Origin of the sequence: Candidatus Phycosocius spiralis, assembly GCF_030158815.1 — a bacterium.
Taxonomy (GTDB): domain Bacteria; phylum Pseudomonadota; class Alphaproteobacteria; order Caulobacterales; family Aquidulcibacteraceae; genus Aquidulcibacter; species Aquidulcibacter spiralis.
In genome coordinates this window covers 29,841-46,407 of sequence record NZ_BPFZ01000011.1, presented here as the reverse complement: position 1 = coordinate 46,407, position 16,567 = coordinate 29,841, and the positions used below count along the sequence as shown (strand labels likewise).

At 53.0% G+C, this 16,567-nt stretch carries 14 protein-coding genes; 13 read left to right on the top strand and 1 reads right to left on the bottom strand.

Translation table 11 applies throughout. The annotated features are described in order from the left end of the window. The first annotated feature begins 26 nt into the window (after positions 1-26). From PsB1_RS08920 to PsB1_RS08860, 13 genes are all read left to right on the top strand, one after another. A complete protein-coding gene (locus PsB1_RS08920; RefSeq protein WP_284360547.1) occupies positions 27-2,060 on the top strand; it encodes a heme lyase CcmF/NrfE family subunit in 2,034 nt (677 codons plus the stop codon). A gap of 23 nt (positions 2,061-2,083) precedes the next feature. Continuing rightward, entirely contained in the window at positions 2,084-2,566 is a 483-nt protein-coding gene (locus PsB1_RS08915; RefSeq protein WP_284360546.1) for a cytochrome c-type biogenesis protein, read from the top strand. Between the two features lie 144 nt (positions 2,567-2,710). Next, positions 2,711-4,351: a Do family serine endopeptidase gene (locus tag PsB1_RS08910; protein ID WP_284360545.1), complete on the top strand. Its 1,641-nt coding sequence runs from the start codon at positions 2,711-2,713 to the stop codon at positions 4,349-4,351. Between the two features lie 24 nt (positions 4,352-4,375). Then, positions 4,376-5,047, top strand: coding sequence for a response regulator transcription factor (locus PsB1_RS08905; RefSeq protein ID WP_284360543.1), 672 nt, complete (start codon positions 4,376-4,378; stop codon positions 5,045-5,047). 41 nt (positions 5,048-5,088) lie between these two features. Beyond that, a complete protein-coding gene (locus PsB1_RS08900) occupies positions 5,089-6,519 on the top strand; it encodes a sensor histidine kinase (RefSeq protein WP_284360542.1) in 1,431 nt (476 codons plus the stop codon). Then, the gene (locus PsB1_RS08895) at positions 6,516-9,314 is read left to right on the top strand and encodes a bifunctional [glutamine synthetase] adenylyltransferase/[glutamine synthetase]-adenylyl-L-tyrosine phosphorylase (protein WP_478210049.1); all 2,799 of its coding nucleotides are present in this window, start codon (positions 6,516-6,518) and stop codon (positions 9,312-9,314) included. Before PsB1_RS08900 ends, PsB1_RS08895 begins: the two co-directional genes overlap by 4 nt. A gap of 92 nt (positions 9,315-9,406) precedes the next feature. After that, entirely contained in the window at positions 9,407-10,141 is a 735-nt protein-coding gene (locus PsB1_RS08890; protein WP_284360540.1) for an EF-hand domain-containing protein, read from the top strand. 17 nt (positions 10,142-10,158) lie between these two features. Then, complete coding sequence (locus PsB1_RS08885) at positions 10,159-10,752, top strand: sigma-70 family RNA polymerase sigma factor (RefSeq protein WP_284360538.1); 594 nt, start codon at positions 10,159-10,161, stop codon at positions 10,750-10,752. Continuing rightward, the gene (locus tag PsB1_RS08880; protein WP_284360537.1) at positions 10,749-11,048 is read left to right on the top strand and encodes a hypothetical protein; all 300 of its coding nucleotides are present in this window, start codon (positions 10,749-10,751) and stop codon (positions 11,046-11,048) included. Before PsB1_RS08885 ends, PsB1_RS08880 begins: the two co-directional genes overlap by 4 nt. A 102-nt stretch (positions 11,049-11,150) precedes the next feature. Then, positions 11,151-12,488 carry a TldD/PmbA family protein gene (locus tag PsB1_RS08875; RefSeq protein WP_284360536.1) on the top strand — a complete coding sequence of 446 codons (1,338 nt, stop codon included), beginning with the start codon at positions 11,151-11,153 and terminating at the stop codon, positions 12,486-12,488. Positions 12,489-12,491: 3 nt separating this feature from the next. Continuing rightward, a complete protein-coding gene (locus PsB1_RS08870; protein ID WP_284360534.1) occupies positions 12,492-13,280 on the top strand; it encodes an inositol monophosphatase family protein in 789 nt (262 codons plus the stop codon). A 7-nt stretch (positions 13,281-13,287) separates the two neighbouring features. Further along, positions 13,288-13,548: a DUF4170 domain-containing protein gene (locus PsB1_RS08865; protein WP_284360533.1), complete on the top strand. Its 261-nt coding sequence runs from the start codon at positions 13,288-13,290 to the stop codon at positions 13,546-13,548. A gap of 16 nt (positions 13,549-13,564) precedes the next feature. Next, on the top strand, positions 13,565-15,379 hold the full coding sequence (locus PsB1_RS08860) for an ABC transporter ATP-binding protein (protein WP_284360532.1): 1,815 nt from the start codon (positions 13,565-13,567) through the stop codon (positions 15,377-15,379). Here the strand turns inward: PsB1_RS08860 and PsB1_RS08855 are convergent. Next, on the bottom strand, positions 15,376-15,927 hold the full coding sequence (locus PsB1_RS08855; protein ID WP_284360531.1) for a PAS domain-containing protein: 552 nt from the start codon (positions 15,925-15,927) through the stop codon (positions 15,376-15,378). The genes PsB1_RS08860 and PsB1_RS08855 overlap by 4 nt on opposite strands. Positions 15,928-16,567: the final 640 nt, after the last annotated feature.

Below are 16,567 nucleotides of genomic sequence, written 5' to 3'. Positions count from 1 at the left end.
ACAGGGCGCGGGGTACATAATGGCTTATGATCGCTGAACTCGGACACTTCCTCATCTTTTTAGCCCTTGCAGCCAGCCTTGCCCAAACTGGATCAGGCCTGTGGGGCGGGCACGCGCATGACGGTCGCTTCGCTGCCATGGCACGGGCATCGGCGGATGTATCCGCTTTGGCCATCGCTTTAGCATTTCTTGCCTTGATGAGTGCCTTCATCCGCTCTGATTTTTCGGTGCAAAATGTGGCAACCAACAGCCACACTCTAAAGCCACTCCTCTATAAGATCGCTGGAACTTGGGGCAGTCATGAAGGCTCTATGGTATTGTGGTGTTTGATCTCCGCAGGCTTTGGCTGGATGTTGGCCCGGTTTTCTAAAGGACTGCGCTGGGATTTGCGTGCCCGCGCGGTTGGGGTTCAAGGCCTTTTGACGGCGGTGATGATGGCCTATCTGGCTTTTGCCTCCAATCCGTTTGTGCGTCTTGATCCAGCACCCTTACAAGGCGCTAGCTTAAACCCCTTGCTCCAAGACCCCGCATTGGCCGCTCACCCACCTTTTTTATATCTGGGCTATGTCGGTTCTTCGGTGGTGTTTTCATTGGCCGTTGCGGCCTTGCTCGAGGGCCGCGTGGACGCGGCCTGGGCGCGGTGGGTGCGACCGTGGGCGCTGGCTTCTTGGACGTTTTTGACCATCGGCATCACCCTTGGTTCTTATTGGGCCTATTATGAACTGGGCTGGGGTGGGTGGTGGTTCTGGGACCCGGTTGAGAATGCAAGCTTTATGCCTTGGCTCTTGGGGGCCGCCTTATTGCACTCCGCCATTGTAACTGAAAAGCGCGGGGGTCTAGCCAGCTGGACGATTTTACTGGCGATTTTGACATTTTCCTTGTCCCTACTTGGAACCTTCTTGGTGCGCTCAGGTGTGTTGACCTCCGTGCACGCTTTTGCCCTCGACCCCAAGCGTGGATTTATGATCTTGATGATTTTGGCGGCTTTTACTGGGGGAGCGTTAGCACTCTTTGCTTGGCGGGGTCCAAGCCTTGGTTCGGATCGGGGGTTATTCGCGCCGATCAGCCGAGAGGGCGCTTTGGTCGTCAATAATCTGTTTTTGACGGTCGCAACCGCGACTGTTTTAGTCGGAACACTTTATCCCTTGTTGGGGGAGGCAGTGTTTAAGCGCGCGCTATCGGTTGGCCCGCCCTATTTCAATCTTGCCTTCACGCCCTTGATGGCACTGGTCCTGATCGTATTGCCCATAGCCCCTTTCTTGGCGTGGAAGCGCGGTGACTTAGCGGGGGCTTTACAGCGCCTATGGGTCGCAGGGGCTTGTGCCGCCTTAGCGATGACGCTGACCTGGGCTCTCATGGGGGGCAAAGCTTTAGCCGCCATTGGGATTGGACTTGGGGCGTGGCTTGTGTGTGGCGCGATTTCAGAAGTTCTAGACCGCGCCAAGTTTGGCAAGTTGGCTTGGCCGCAGGTTTGGTCGCGGCTTAAAGGGGTGCAACGCGCCGCATGGGGCATGACCATCGCGCATATGGGCTTGGGCGTTTTTGTCTTAGGTGCTGTTTCTGAAACAGCATTCCGCCAAGAGCACACCGCTTCTTTAGGTCTTGGCGAAACCACCCAATTTGCAGGATCAAGTGTAACGCTCAAAAGCGTAACGGCCGAAGAAGGCCCCAATTATTATGCGGACAGGGCACTTTTGGTGGTAACAAGGGGTACGCGCGAATTCACCTTAACGCCCGAAAGGCGATTTTACCCTGCTTCGCGGATGCCAACCACGGAGGTAGCAATCCGTTCATCCCTGGGTGGGGATGTCTATGCGGCTTTGGGTGACCCTTCCCAAATCTCTGGCCGAATGGCTTGGACGGTGCGCTTATATTCGAACCCACTGGTGATTGGTATTTTCGGTGGCGCGTTTTTAATGGCACTTGGGGGTGCTGTTAGCTTAACGGATCGTCGTTTGCGCGTGGGGGCACCCCAGCCCGCGCGGCTTAAGGGTGCCAAGATCTCTCCAGAGCCAAAGGCTGATTTTGGTTTGCAGGGAGCAGGAACCAGTACCCCATGATAGTGCGGCGTTTGACACAGTGGATGATCCTTTGGGCCCTAAGCTTTGTCACTTTGCTTGCCGCCCCCGTTTTTGCCGCACAGGGATCGCTTGTCACACCCGAACAGGCGTTGAGCGATCCGAACCAAGAAGCGCGTGCCCAGAATTTAGCGCGCGAAATCCGCTGTGTTGTGTGCGAGAATGAACCAGTCGCTTTGTCATCGGCTCAAATCGCTTTGGATATGCGTAAAGCCATTCGCGAACGGATTACCGCTGGAGATAGTGACGCGCAGGTACGGCGTTTCTTTGCCGAACGTTATGGCGAGTTTGTTCTGTTGCGTCCCCGTCTTGGCCTCGACACCTTGGCGCTATGGGGCACGCCCTTGGCCTTATTGCTAATGGGCGGAGCTGGCCTTTATTGGGTTAGCCGCCGCAAAGAAATTGGCCCCGAAATTGCGCCAGAGCTTCAAGACGATGAGGTGCGTGCTGCACTGAAAGAGTATCAATTATCTGATTTAAATGATTAAAATATGGTCCAATTAGATTTTTTCACACCAACTTTACTCTAAATGAATTGTAATGTTTTAGTCATGGTCTGGCCATGTTTGAGATGTCATACTACATCCAATAAGGCTCGAAGGTCGGGCCTTTGTAGGCGCAGGATGAAGTTCATGTCGTTGGACACTCAAAGTGATAAGTTTGCCCCAAGCTCTCAACCCAACTCGCAACAAGTGACGCCACAAAGTGTGGCAAGACCTTTTATGCGTCGTCCCATTCTGACTGGTGCAGCCGCTATTGCTTTGGCTATTGGGGCCTTTGGGGTGGGACAGGTTCTTTCGCCGGGCGAGATTTCAGCGCAACAAATTTCAACTCAAGCTCCCAAGGCCGCAACAATGTTGCCCAGCTTTGCCGATTTGGTAGAGCGTGTGTCCCCCGCCGTGGTGTCTTTAGAAGTGGTTGCAGTATCTGAAGCTCCATCTGGTGGGCCATCCATGGAAGATTTGGAAGGATTGCCCCCACAATTACGTCGCTTTTTTGAGCAAATGCCCAATCAACGCGATGGTCAGCAAGCGAGGCCGCGCGAACAGATAGGCGGTGGCTCAGGCTTTTTCATCTCTTCAACGGGCTATATCGTCACCAATAATCACGTGGTTGAAAAAGCCAAAGAAATTACAGCCACCCTCAAAGATGGTCGCGAACTTAAAGCCAAGATCATTGGTCGCGATGAGCGTACCGATTTGGCGGTCTTAAAAGTTGAAGGGGGTAGCTTCCCCTATGTTCAATTTGCGCCTGAAGCAAAAGTTCGCGTTGGCGATTGGGTGGTTGCAATCGGTAATCCGTTTGATTTGGGTGGTACCGCCACTGCCGGGATCATTTCGGCATTAGGCCGCGATTTCCGTGGTGAAAGCAATATTGCGGACTTTATGCAAATTGACGCGCCAATCAATCCGGGCAATTCCGGTGGGCCGACTTTTGATATGAGTGGCCGGGTTATCGGGGTGAATACCGCGATTTTCACGCGCTCTGGCGGTAATATTGGGATTGGTTTTGCCATTCCTGCAAGTTTGGCTGACCGTACAACCAAACAGATTATTGCCCAAGGCAAAGTGACCTATGGCTGGCTTGGGGTCACGATCCAAGATGTTAGCCGTGAAATGGCCGATAGTTTTGGCTTGGGGGCTGACGCCAAAGGCGCGTTGATTGCCAATGTATCCCCAGGTGCGCCAGCGGCAAAAGCTGGTCTTAAGCGCGGTGATGTTGTGCTAAAGTTCAATGGTCAAAAGATCGAAGGGTCCAGCGATTTGACCCGACGCGTCGGACAAACCAATGTTGGTGAAGTGGTCAAGCTTGAAATTGCTGGTGCTGATGGTAGCCGCCGCACGGTTTCAGTTACCATTGCTGCGAGACCGTCTGAACAACAACTCGCCCGTGGTGATGCTACCGGCCCTGATGGGGTACCGCCATCAGCAGCGGCAGCTTCGAGTGCGCTGGGTTTAAGTGTTGGGCCATTGTCAGCCCAAGCGCGCACCCGCCTTCGCCTTCCGCCAAATGAAGCCGGCGTCTTGATCTTAGAGGTTGATCCAGACTCCAAAGCTGCCAAGCGGGGTATCCGCGCTGGGGACGCTATTTTGACGGCTAATGATAAAGAAGTGCGCTCTTCGGAAGAGCTAGAAGCAGCGGTAAAAGCAGCCCGAGCAGCGGGACGTGCTTTCATTGGATTGTTTATCCAAAGCCAAGCCGGTGGCGGCGGCTTTGTCGCTTTGCCTTTGGATGCAGAGGAATCAGACGCCCCGTCTAGGCCGAAAAAATAATTGTCATTGTTGGGGGGATAAGCCATGCGCGTCCTGATTGTGGAAGATGCTGGCGAAAGCGCACTATATATGCGCCGGGCCTTAGAAGAATCGGGTCATGTCGTCGATCTAGCGGGAGACGGTGAAACCGGCGAGATGATGGCCAGAGGTGGGGCGTTTGATGTGCTTGTGTTTGACCGTATGCTGCCCAAAAAGGATGGCCTGAGTGTGGTTGCTGATTTGCGCACTGCGGGAATTGTCACGCCGGTTTTGTTTCTGTCGGCCTTAGGCGATGTTGAACATCGGGTTGAGGGCCTTAATGCCGGTGGGGATGATTATCTTGCAAAGCCTTATGCGGCGAGTGAGTTGATCGCCCGCGTTGAAGCTTTAGGTCGCCGCCAAGAGGGTGGATCACCTTCAACTCATTTAAAAGTAGGTGAGCTTGAAATGGACCTTCTCGCCCGCGTTGTTCGCCGCGAGGGTAAGAAGATTGATATTCAGCCGCGTGAGTTCCGACTACTGGAATATCTCATGCGTAACGCCAACCAAGTGGTGACACGCACGATGTTGCTGGAGAAGGTGTGGGATTATCATTTTGATCCCCAAACCAATGTGATCGACGTACATGTATCGCGTTTGCGCTCCAAAATTGATCGAGATTTTGACAAGCCGATGCTTCATACGGTGCGAGGTGCCGGATATCGGCTAGAGGCATAGCGCCTATGATCACAAAGCTGCTCACGCCATTTGGTTCGCTGATGCGGACGACAACATTACGCGTGGCCATAGCATTTGCAGGTTTGTTTGCTGGTTTTGCTTTGCTTTTGCTTGGATTTTTGTATGCGACTACAGTCGGCCGCCTTGGCTTGGAGGCAGACCGTTATGCCCGAAAGGAGCTGATTGAGCTGAGTAATATCTGGGAGCAGCAATCGATCAATGGCCTCAATATGGCTGTCATTCAACGTGCCGCACAAGCCAGTGAATCGCTTTATGTCTTGGTCAAGCCCGATGGTCGCGTCCTTTCGGGCAATATCGATAGCGCACCCTTAGATCTCTCACAGGTACGCCGTCCCGATGCGGATGCGCCCCTAAACCCCAATGCAGCCGTGGCAACGGGCTTTAGCTATGAACGACCCGTGCCTGAAACTGGGCGCTTGGAACGTAGGCGCGCCCGTGGCTTCTTTTTGGCGGGGCCAGACGGATTTGGACTATTTGTTGCGCGCGACTTAGGGCCTGGGCTACAGATTGCCGATCAGGTGGCGCGGGTGATTTGGATGGGCGGCGCTGGGGTCTTAGCTTTTGCCTTGATCGGTGGATTTTTGGTGGCCCGCCAAGTTGCTGGACGTGTGCATGAATTAACCATGACCACCCGCGCGGTGATGGCAGGCGACCTTAAGCGGCGGGCTGCAGTGCGTACCCTCGCACCCGGTGAGGGCGATGAGTTTGACGATCTGACCGAAGACTTGAATGCCATGCTAGAGCGCATTGATCGCTTGGTCGCTGCTGCGCGCACAACGGGGGATGCCATCGCCCATGATTTGCGTTCCCCCCTAACGCGCTTGCGCACCCGCCTTGAAGATAGTGCCCTCAGAGACCAAACACTGGACGAATTAAGAGAGGTCATTGAAGATGCGATCAGTCAATTGGATGATGTAGTGGCAACCTTTAATGCAGTGTTACGCTTGTCACGCTTAGAGGCGGGCGAAGGCGGCAAGCTTGAAGCGCTCGACGTCAGTGTTTTGGTTACCCAATTGGCTGAATTGTTTGAGCCTGTGATTGAAGAAGCGGGCTTGGTGTTTACGCCTAATATCCAACCGGGTCTGATGATCTTGGCCGACCGCTCATTGTTGGCCCAAGCCATCTCAAATTTGTTGGATAATGCGGTGAAATATACCCAATGTGGTGAAATACAACTTCATGCAAAGCACCTTCCCGCCAACCAGGTCGAGATCAGCATCAGCGATAGTGGGCGCGGCATACCGCTGGAAAAGCGCGATTATGTTGTGAAGCGTTTTGCCCGCTTGGATAATGCACGGTCACTGCCTGGTTCTGGCATTGGGCTTTCTTTGGCCGTGGCGATCGCTGAATTACACGGTGGGCGATTGGTGCTATCGGATGGCTTGACCCATGAACATGGCGATGGCTTTGGCCTTCTAGCACGTCTGATTTTACCGATGATGACACCATGATTGCCATCAAGCCCCTAGGACCCAAGCCCGAGTCCATGGCCGTGGCGCGGAGCGTTTCACCTTATTTGGAACGACTGTGTCAAAGACGTGCAGATGCTTTTCAAGGCTTTGTGCATGGTTCGCTGTGTGATGGCTTTCTCAATGCCTTTGCACACGCCGCGGCGGCAGATCAGCTTGGATTGCACGAGGCAATGGCGGCATTGCGCCAGGCCAAAGCTGATACGCATTTGGGATGCGCGCTTGGGGATTTAAGTGGTGAACTTGGCTTACAAGATGTCACCCATTATTTGTCCAGCTTGGCCGATATCGCTACCTGTAGCGCCATGGGATTGGCGTGTCGCACGGCGCAATCACGCGATAAGGCACTCATGGGAGGGCAGGCCCTCGTTCCAGGTCTGTTTATCCTGGCGATGGGCAAGCATGGGGCAGGAGAGCTCAATTATTCCAGCGATATTGACTTGGCGGCATTTTACGATCGTGACGCTTTTGAAGAAGAAGCCCGCGACAATGCGAGCGGTCTATGCGTGCGTCATGTTCAAGCGGTTTCGCGCATTCTTGAAGAGGTAACACCTGATGGTTATGTCTTTCGGGTGGATTGGCGGTTAAGGCCTGATCCCGCATCCACGCCCGTTGCTGTTTCGCTTCGCGCTGCTGAAGCCTATTATGAGAGTGTAGGACAAAATTGGGAACGGGCAGCCTTTATCAAGGCCCGCGCAATAGGTGGTGATTTGACCATTGCGGCATCATTTCTCGATCATTTACGACCCTTTATTTGGCGCAAGAACCTTGATTTTGCGGCCATTGATGATGTGCAATCCATTTTGCGGCAAATTCATGCTGTGCACCGCTCCAAAGATTCAGATGATCCAGCTTTTGATGTGAAACTAGGGCGCGGCGGGATCCGTGAGATTGAGTTTTTTGCCCAAACCCAGCAATTGATTTTGGGCGGCCGTGATGCCAGCCTGCGGCTACGCGGCACGTTGGATGCATTGGATGCACTGGTGGATGCCGGGAGAATTGATGCCCCTGCGCGCGATGATTTGGCGCATGGATATCGGTTTTTACGCGCGATAGAGCATCGCATTCAAATGCTAGACGATGAGCAAACCCATCAACTGCCATCAGACCCATCTAGGCGCGCGCGCGTGGCGGTTTTGTCAGGGCACGAAAATCTGGCCGCCTTGGACCGCGATATCCGCGCCTGTCGGGACATGGTCCGCACCCGTGTGCGAGAGCTCTTTCCCGAGAGCAAGCCCCTATCAAGCCCATTGGGATCATTGGTGTTTACCGGCGTTGAAGATGATCTTGAAACCTTAGAAACTATCGCATCCTTAGGGTTTAGCGAGCCATCTTCCATCGCCAAGACTATTCGCGCTTGGCACCATGGCCATATTCCAGCTACCCGAACTGCGCGCGCGCGTGAGCTTTTAACCGCCCTCACGCCAGAACTTCTCCAAGCCATAGCAGCTACTGGGGAACCTGAGATTGGCTTTGCTCGGTTTCAAGATTTTTTTGCGGCCCTTCCAGCAGGCGTCCAAATCCTGTCTTTATTTAAAGCAGAACCGAAGATTTTAAAGGAGACCTGTGCAACCTTGGCACTTGCCCCGCGATTAGGCACGGTCTTGGCACAACGACCTGCGATATTAGATGCGATGCTTTCGCCCCATTTTTTGGCACCCTTAGCCCCAGACACCTCTGAAATTGACCACAATATCATGGCAGATATGGTGATCCATCCCGATCAATTTGAACACAGTTTGGATATCGTTCGGCGTTGCCACCGTGAAGAATTGTTCCGCATCGGTTTTCAGGTCTTACACGGACGCGCCAGAGCCGATCAAGCGGGGCGGGCTTATTCCAAATTAGCTGAGGCGACTATTCAATCCCTCATTCCTGTTGCAACAGAGTCTTTGGTACCTATCCATGGCCGTATTCATGGGCGCTTTGCGGTGTGTGCTTGGGGTAAACTAGGTGGACAGGAATTAGCGGCAGACTCGGATTTAGATCTTATGATTGTCTATGACGTGGATGATGAGTTGCAAGAATCCGACGGTGAGCGCCCAATCAGTGCTGAGCAATGGCACACCCGTTTTACCCAAAGGTTGGTATCGGCGCTTTCGGTTCAAACCGCAGAAGGCAGTCTCTATGATGTGGATATGCAATTGCGTCCATCTGGTCGGGCTGGCCCTGTTGCCGTGCAGTTTTCAGCTTTGAAGCATTATTACCGTGACCAGGCTTGGACGTGGGAGCTTCAAGCGCTTACCCGGTTGCGCCCTGTTGCGGGGGACCTTGAATTGATCTCTGAAATAATGGACATGAAGGCGCAGGTATTGTCAGTGCCGCGCGAGTTAGGGACAATACGGGCCGATATTGTTGCGATGCGCAAAAAAATGGCTTTGGCACATCCTGTTCGCGGGCGATGGGATATCAAACGCCAGTCGGGTGGTTTGATTGATCTTGAGTTTTTAAGCCAATATTATCAGCTTTTAGGGGCCTCACGAGGTCATAATTGTGTTCGTGCCAATACGATTGAAGCGCTCCATGCGCTGGCAGAATTTGGTGTATTGGCTTTTGAAACGGCTGGGCGCTTGATCCTAGCGGGACGTGTCCTCCATGATGTCCGTCAGATTCTGGCGGTTGCAGCCGGGCCAAATTTTGATGCCGACCGGGCAGGTTCAGGATTAAAGCGCGCCATCGCCCGCTGTTTGGATGCGCCAGACTTTACCACCGTTCAGGCCAAACTGGACGATGCGCAAACCCTTATTCGTGAGCAATTTATGCAGTTTGCAGTTTAAGCGACGGAATGGGACGCCCCAGCCGTTAAACCATAACATCACTGCATGTTTGCCCGGCTGGGGGGTTAACTACATATCTAAGGAAATCAGAGATGCACTTAAAACTCATGTTTATAGCTGCTGCTTTTGCCTTGATGGCCAGTCCTATCATGGCAGAGCAAGTGACAACACCACCGCCGCCACCCCATGGATTGGGCTTATTTGACCGCGCCGACCTCAATCAGGATGGAGTACTCACCATCCAAGAAGTCAAGGCCGCGCGGGCCAGTATGTTTACGCGTGCGGACCTCAATAAGGATGGTTACATCGTTAAAGAAGAAATGCGCGCCTTGCGTTCACCCCGCCCCCCCAAGCAATTAGGTGTGCGTCGCGAACTTAGGGACGAAGGGCCACGGCGGGAGAAGCGCGATCTACTGGCCGATTTTGATACCAATGCAGACGGGTCGGTCACCCGTAGTGAGTATGATGCAGGCATGGCCCGCCTGGCGGAAGAAAAGCAATCTGAGGCGCAAGCGCGTGGCGATAACTCATTTACCCGTTTTGATGCCAATAAGGACGGCCGCTTAGATAAAAGCGAACTGGTGGACATGCGTGCAAAAATGAAACATCCCACGAAGCGACCCCCTTTCCCACCTCAGCTCGATACTGATAAGGATGGAAAAATCAGTAAGGATGAATGGATGGCCAGCCCAGATCCACTTTTTGAACGTGCCGATACGAATAAGGATGGTCGCTTAACGCGCGAGGAAGCCGCTGCAGCTGCCCGCCTTGGGCGGAAGGGTGGCCATCATCAGAGGGGCCATGAGCGTGAAGAGCACCGCGAGTAACCCTTGGTCAAGGTCACATGTCCAAACCGCATTATTTTGATCCTTTAGCTGGTTTGGTTGAAAAAGCACGGCGCGGCGATACATTTGCCGCCCGTGCTTTGGTGAAAGCGGTTACACCAAGTATCTGGAACCTATCTTGGCGTTTACTCCATGATGCAGCAGAGGCCGAAGATGTCACCCAAGAAACCCTGATCCGGCTATGGAAAATCTTACCAAGTTGGAAACCAGGTCAGGCGCGTATTCAAACTTGGCTCCATCTTGTGACGACCAATCTGTGCTTTGATAGGCTCAGAAAGTCTAGACGTTTTGTCTATGGGGAGACCCTGCCAGAGCAAAGCGACCCAAGTCCTTTGCCCGATGCAGGTTTACTACAAGAAGTTATGCAAAGCCGGGTTGATCGGGCACTTGGAGGGCTTCCTCATCGTCAACGTGCCGCGATTATTCTCACCCATTATGATGCTTTACCGGCCAGAGAAGTTGGTGTGATTTTGGGGATTAGTGTGGAAGCGGTCGAATCCTTATTGGCGCGTGCAAGGCGCGCTTTGCGCTTGGCTCTCAAGGACGACAAACAAGAATTTTTTCAACCATCTGTAGGAGGAACCGCCGCATGACCCAGATCTCTAGCGATCCCCTTGCCTCGCTGTTGGAGCAAGCAGGACCTGTGCCTACACCGCCCTTAGCCAGGATTGAGGCGGCGGCGATGGCAGCTTATAAAGCACAGAATTTAGGACGCCCTCTATGGCCTGTTCGTTTAGCTGCTTTGGCTGCACTGGTGATTGTTGGATTTGGTGGATTTATAGCCTTTCAGTCTTGGCAGACTTCGCAGAGCAATCAAAAGGCCATGCAGGCCGATGCCGATGCTTTTGCCGAAGAGCTCATAACCGCCAATCTGGATCCAACTTATTAAAAGTACGGCATGGGTGGTAGCTGCTGCGGGATGTGGTGAAGCTTGTCCCGTTTGATGCGAAAGTGGCTTCGCATCCGTGAAAACGCACTCTAGAGGTCAGCTATGACGATTAAACTAGATGAAGCCGTAGATCGGCTGTTAACGCGCGCCAAATCCTTGGGGGCACAAGAAGCTGACGCGGCATGCGTTGAGCGTCAAAGCCTATCGGTCTCAGTGCGCATGGGAAAATTGGAATCGGTGGCGCGTGAAGAAAGTTCTTCGGTAGGTTTGCGCGTCCTGATAGGTAAAAAGCAAGCTGGTGCTTCAACCAGTGATTTCAGCTTAGCGGCGCTGGACGCTCTAGCTTCGCGGGTAGTGGCTATGGCCAAGGCCGCCGCCGAAGACCCATGGTGTGGGTTGCCGGAGCCTGAGGCACTTGCAAAAGATTGTATCGATCTGGCCATGTGGGACGATACACCGCCTTCTATCGAGGATTTGGAAAGCCGCGCATTGATCAGCGAAGCAGCGGCCTTGGCAGAGAAGGGCGTTACCAATTCTGCTGGCTCTGGCGCTGAATGGGGGGCTAGCCAAGTGGTTTATGGGGCCAGCAATGGCTTTTTGGGCAGCTATCGTGGCACATCATGGGGTTTGGGCCTCTCTGCCATTGCCGAACGAGATGATCAAAAAGAACGCGATTGGTATAGCGATTCAAGTCGATTTTTAAATGAGCTTCGCGATGCCACTTTCATTGGCCAGCGCGCAGGAGCACGTGCAGTCCTGCGTTTAGGTGCTACGAAACTAGAAAGTTGTACCGCTCCGGTAATATTTGAGAACCGCGTTGCGCCGCGTTTGATCGGATTTTTCCTCGGCGCGATTTCTGGTGCATCCATTGCACGGGGTGTTTCGTTTCTGCGCGAGAAAATGGGCACCCAAGTCTTCGCCAAAGGCATTCAAATTACCGATAATCCGCACTTGGTGGGTGGTTGGTCATCGCACCCTTTTGACGGGGAAGGCTGCCAAGTCGCCCCCCGTGATTTGATCTGCGAAGGTGTCTTGCAAACCTGGTTACTCAATTCTGCTAGTGCGCGCCAATTAGGGTTGCGTTCAACAGGCCACGCAGCGCTTAATCCTGGAGGTGCACCTGGAATTAGCACAAGCAATGTGAAACTCATGCCCGGAGAGCATGATTTGGTGGGTCTGCAACGCGAGGCCGGTAAGGGTTTGCTCGTCATCGAAACGATGTCGCCTAGCTTTAATGCCAATACGGGCGATTATTCTGTTGGCGTTTCGGGCCTATGGTTTGAACAAGGCCAGATTGTGCGCCCTGTTCATGAGATCACGGTGGCAGGCAATCTGCTTGATATGTATGCCGTCCTTATTCCTGGAAATGATTATGAAGGCCGCTCATCAATTGAGTGCCCTAGTATTTTGATCCCTTCGATGACGATTGCTGGGGCTTAAGCGATGGCGCTTGCTGCGGATTTAGCCCTAGCAGTGGCAGCAGCTAACGAGGCTGGGGCCATGGCCATGCGCTTTTATGGCCAAGAGCTTGATGTCAGCAATAAATCGCCCAATGACCCTGTGAGCAATGTAGATATTGCCATAGATGCGTTCTTAAAAGCGCAATTGAGAGAGGCACGTCCTAATTATGGTTGGTTGTCTGAAGAAAGTGTCGATGACCATTCGCGGCATTCCGCACGTTTTTGCTGGGTAGTTGATCCAATTGATGGGACGCGCGCCTTTATTAAAGCCAAGCCCCATTTTACCATTTGTATTGGCCTGTTAGACCATAATGTACCGGTTTTGGGTGTTGTATTTAACCCTGCGACGGGTGAAATGTTTGAAGCCATACAAGGTGGCGGTGCGCGCTTAAACGGGGTTGAGATTGCGCCAAGCACTTGTGATGCGATCGAAGGGTGCGCGATGCTTGGGGATCCAGCCATGTTTCGCCACCCAGCTTGGCAACCGCCTTGGCCGCAGATGGATGTGGTCAGCCGCAATTCGATTGCTTACCGCATGTGCCTTGTCGCATGCGGTCAGTATGATGCGGCCATAGCTTTGTCGGCAAAACAGGATTGGGACTTAGTAGCCGCGTCGGTTATTGTCGATGAGGCTGGGGCCATTGCAACCACTCATGAAGGGGCAGCCTTGATGTACAATCAACCCAATCCACGTCAAATAAGCCTTGTGGTGGCTGGCAGGGGGCTGCATAGCTTATTGATAGGCCGTGTTCACCATGTAAAGCTTGCTTGAGGATCTAATGGAAACCACATCCAGCCCTAAAAAACAATTATTACACCTTGTCATTGGCGGTGAGATGCGCAATCTCGACTCTGTTGAGTTTCGTGACCTCACGAAGCTGGACTATGTAGGGGCATACCCAAATTATGCTCAGGCCCGCGACGCTTGGAAGCATGCGGCGCAAAGCAGCGTCGACAATGCGCATATGCGCTATTTTGTCATTCACGCGCATCGGTTGATCGATCCCAACGGCCCTATACCAGACGATGAAGATCACTAATCTAGCAGAGCCATTGGTGGCCACAGACCAAACAAATCCAAGACCTCAAACCAGTGCCAATTTGCTCAAGCGGTTTTGGTCTGTTTGGTTGCGCCATGATGGGGTTAGCTTGGCCTTGGCAACCTTCTTAATGGCAATTGTGGCAGCCGCGTCGGCGACTTATCCGTGGCTCTTTGGTCAGGTGATTGACGCCTTGGCCCAATTGAGCGGCGGGGCAGCCCCCTTAAAAGCGCAAGTCTTTGGACGTTTGACCCCAGCCACTATTGCCATCCTTGGCCCTTTGGCGATCATCGCAGCGACTCTGATCAAGGGGCTGGCCCTATACGCCTCTACCCTATTGACCAATCAAGTGGCCTTATCGGCGACCACTAAGATTCAGCAAGACTTATTTGCTAAGCTTTTAAGCTTAGATTTTTCACGTCTCAACAGCGAACCTTCCGGTGCATTCGCGGCACGGTTTTTGAACGATATAAATGCAGTGCGTGAAGCGGTCTTGCGCGCCGCCAATAGTTTTGTGCGCGATTGTTTGACCTTGGTTGGCGTCATCGTCGTGATGATATTGGGCGATTGGCAGCTTGCCCTTGTGTGCCTGATCATCCTGCCCTTGGCGATTGGGCCGGTATCGATGATTGGCGCGCGCTTGCGAAAAACCTCAGCGCAGGCTCAGCAACAGGCCGCCGATTTAGCTGGGGTGGTTGAAGAAAGCATGGGCGGCATTCGGCTTGTTAAGTCCTACGGATTGGAAGGTTTTGAGGCCATGCGCGTGGGGCGTGCTCTCACAACTCGCATGAAGCTGCTTTTGAAAATGGCTGAGCAAAAAGGCCGCGTTGACCCGATATTAGAAGTTTTGGGGGGGCTTGCTATTGCTGGCGTTTTTGCATTTGCGGGCTTACGGATCGCCCAAGGTGCGGCAAGTGTGGGCACATTAACGGCCTTTATTGCATCTTTGCTTCTTGCGGCCCAATCTGTGCGAAGCCTTGGTGGCCTCAATAGCGTCATCCAAGAGGGTTTGTCGGCCTTGGCGCGTTTTTTCACGGTTTTAGATGAAGTACCCAGCATTCGCGACCGCGAACCGACCATGCATTTACCCAAAGGGCCAGGGCGTATTGAGTTTGAACAAGTAACCTTTGCTTGGCCCGATGGCAGTAATGGCCTTGATAATGTGAGCTTTACCGCAGAGCCCGGGCAAACACTCGCTTTGGTTGGCCCTTCTGGGGCGGGTAAGTCAACAATCTTGAATCTAGTGCCTCGTCTGTTCGATCCAACTTCTGGGTATGTGCGCGTTGATGGGTTTGACACCCGTCTTGTTAGCCTAGCCAGTCTGCGCCACACCATTGCCCTTGTCAGCCAGGAAGCGACCCTGTTTGACGCCACAATCGCCCAAAATGTTGCCATGGGGATGCCAAAAGCTAGTCCAGAGGCGGTCCGTGCGGCCCTAGATGCGGCAGCGTGCGACTTTGTGGATCGCTTGGACGGGGGGATGTTGGCCCAAGTCGGGCCGCGCGGTTCGCGCTTGTCGGGCGGAGAGCGCCAGCGTGTAGCGCTCGCGCGTGCCATTTTACGCAATTGCCCAATCCTATTGTTGGATGAGCCGACCAGTGCACTTGATGCAGAATCTGAAACGCGCGTTCAAGAAGCATTAGAGCGTTTTGCGAGCACGCGCACCACGATTGTGGTTGCCCATCGCCTATCCACTGTCCGGCGCGCAGATCTGATCTTAGTGCTCAATCATGGCAAAATCGTTGAACGGGGTAATCATGAATGCTTAATGGCTCTAGGTGGCCTGTATAAAGAATTGGCAGCTCTACAATTTCAGACCAGATCAACTTAGCATTCACTCTCGTTACGAACCAATCGTAAACCTTGACGAATGGGCATGTTAGGTGCAGGTGGTGATAGGGAGGTGAGGGCAATGCGTAAGACAGGCTTGGAAATTTTGTTGTCCATGGAGAGAGGCTGAAACAGTCCTAAAACCCTGTCCCCGACACCTTTTTCAATCAAGGGCAGAAATGCCAGTTCAATTTCGGCGCGCTGCCCAACCCCTGCACCAAAAGCAATAGCGCGCGCCAATGCAGGGCCTGGGGCTGACATGGCAGATTCGAGTAGTGCGCGAACCAAAGCTTGATCGGGTCCGTGAAACAGGCTGCACACTTCATGGTCGCGTAAATCGCGCCCGGTCCAGAATTTAAGTTCTGTGCCAATTGTTTTAAATGTAAACACCCCTTCGCCAACCCGTTGGGCCAGGAATATCCGATCAATGATGGTTGAAGCGTCCCTTGTTAAAACAGAATCCCCACCATGGTGGGATCCAAGGTCGCTTAAAGCCTGCCAAGAGCTCAAAAACGCCTGACTTTCTGGATGCAACGCGCCGTAATTCATCTGGAATTCCCCATTTTGGGCCAATTGGACTGATTGCCCGTGGGTAACGCAGGACTTGTGCCAGATTAGGTAAATGGAAAACCCAAACTACATCTCAAAGTACGCTTAGCGCGTATATAGGCGTGATTGAACGATTGTTGAACCTGGAGAGCCGGTCACGTGCCTCACAAAGCCCCAAGGACACAGGGGCCACCGATCCAGAGCATGGCGATAAGCGAAAGAAGCATGCCGACTGTGCGGCCGAAGGAGGTTCCTTCAAAACCCGACAGGCCTTAGCGTGCAAGGTCCACCCCACTGTCAGACAAAATCCACCCAAATTTATAATCTAGATTGCGCTGCCAATGAAAGCTAACGCACATAGACCAATAAAAGCAATTGGGGCTATTTCAATGGCATTACCATGGGCGCGATTAGCCCGAATCAATGGGGCATATCCACCGTCTCTCATTACAATCTACTCGCGTCGACGCAGATTGATAATCTGCCAAAGCAAGCCAAAAATGATGAAACTATTAAGCCTGACATAAAGGGCAGCCGCGCTAAAAGCATCTGTGGGTTAGGGTCTCCACAATAATCACTGGTCTGCCACTTTCTCACCATCAAATCGTCATCGAAGTAGCGTTTAAGAATTGGTGAATAG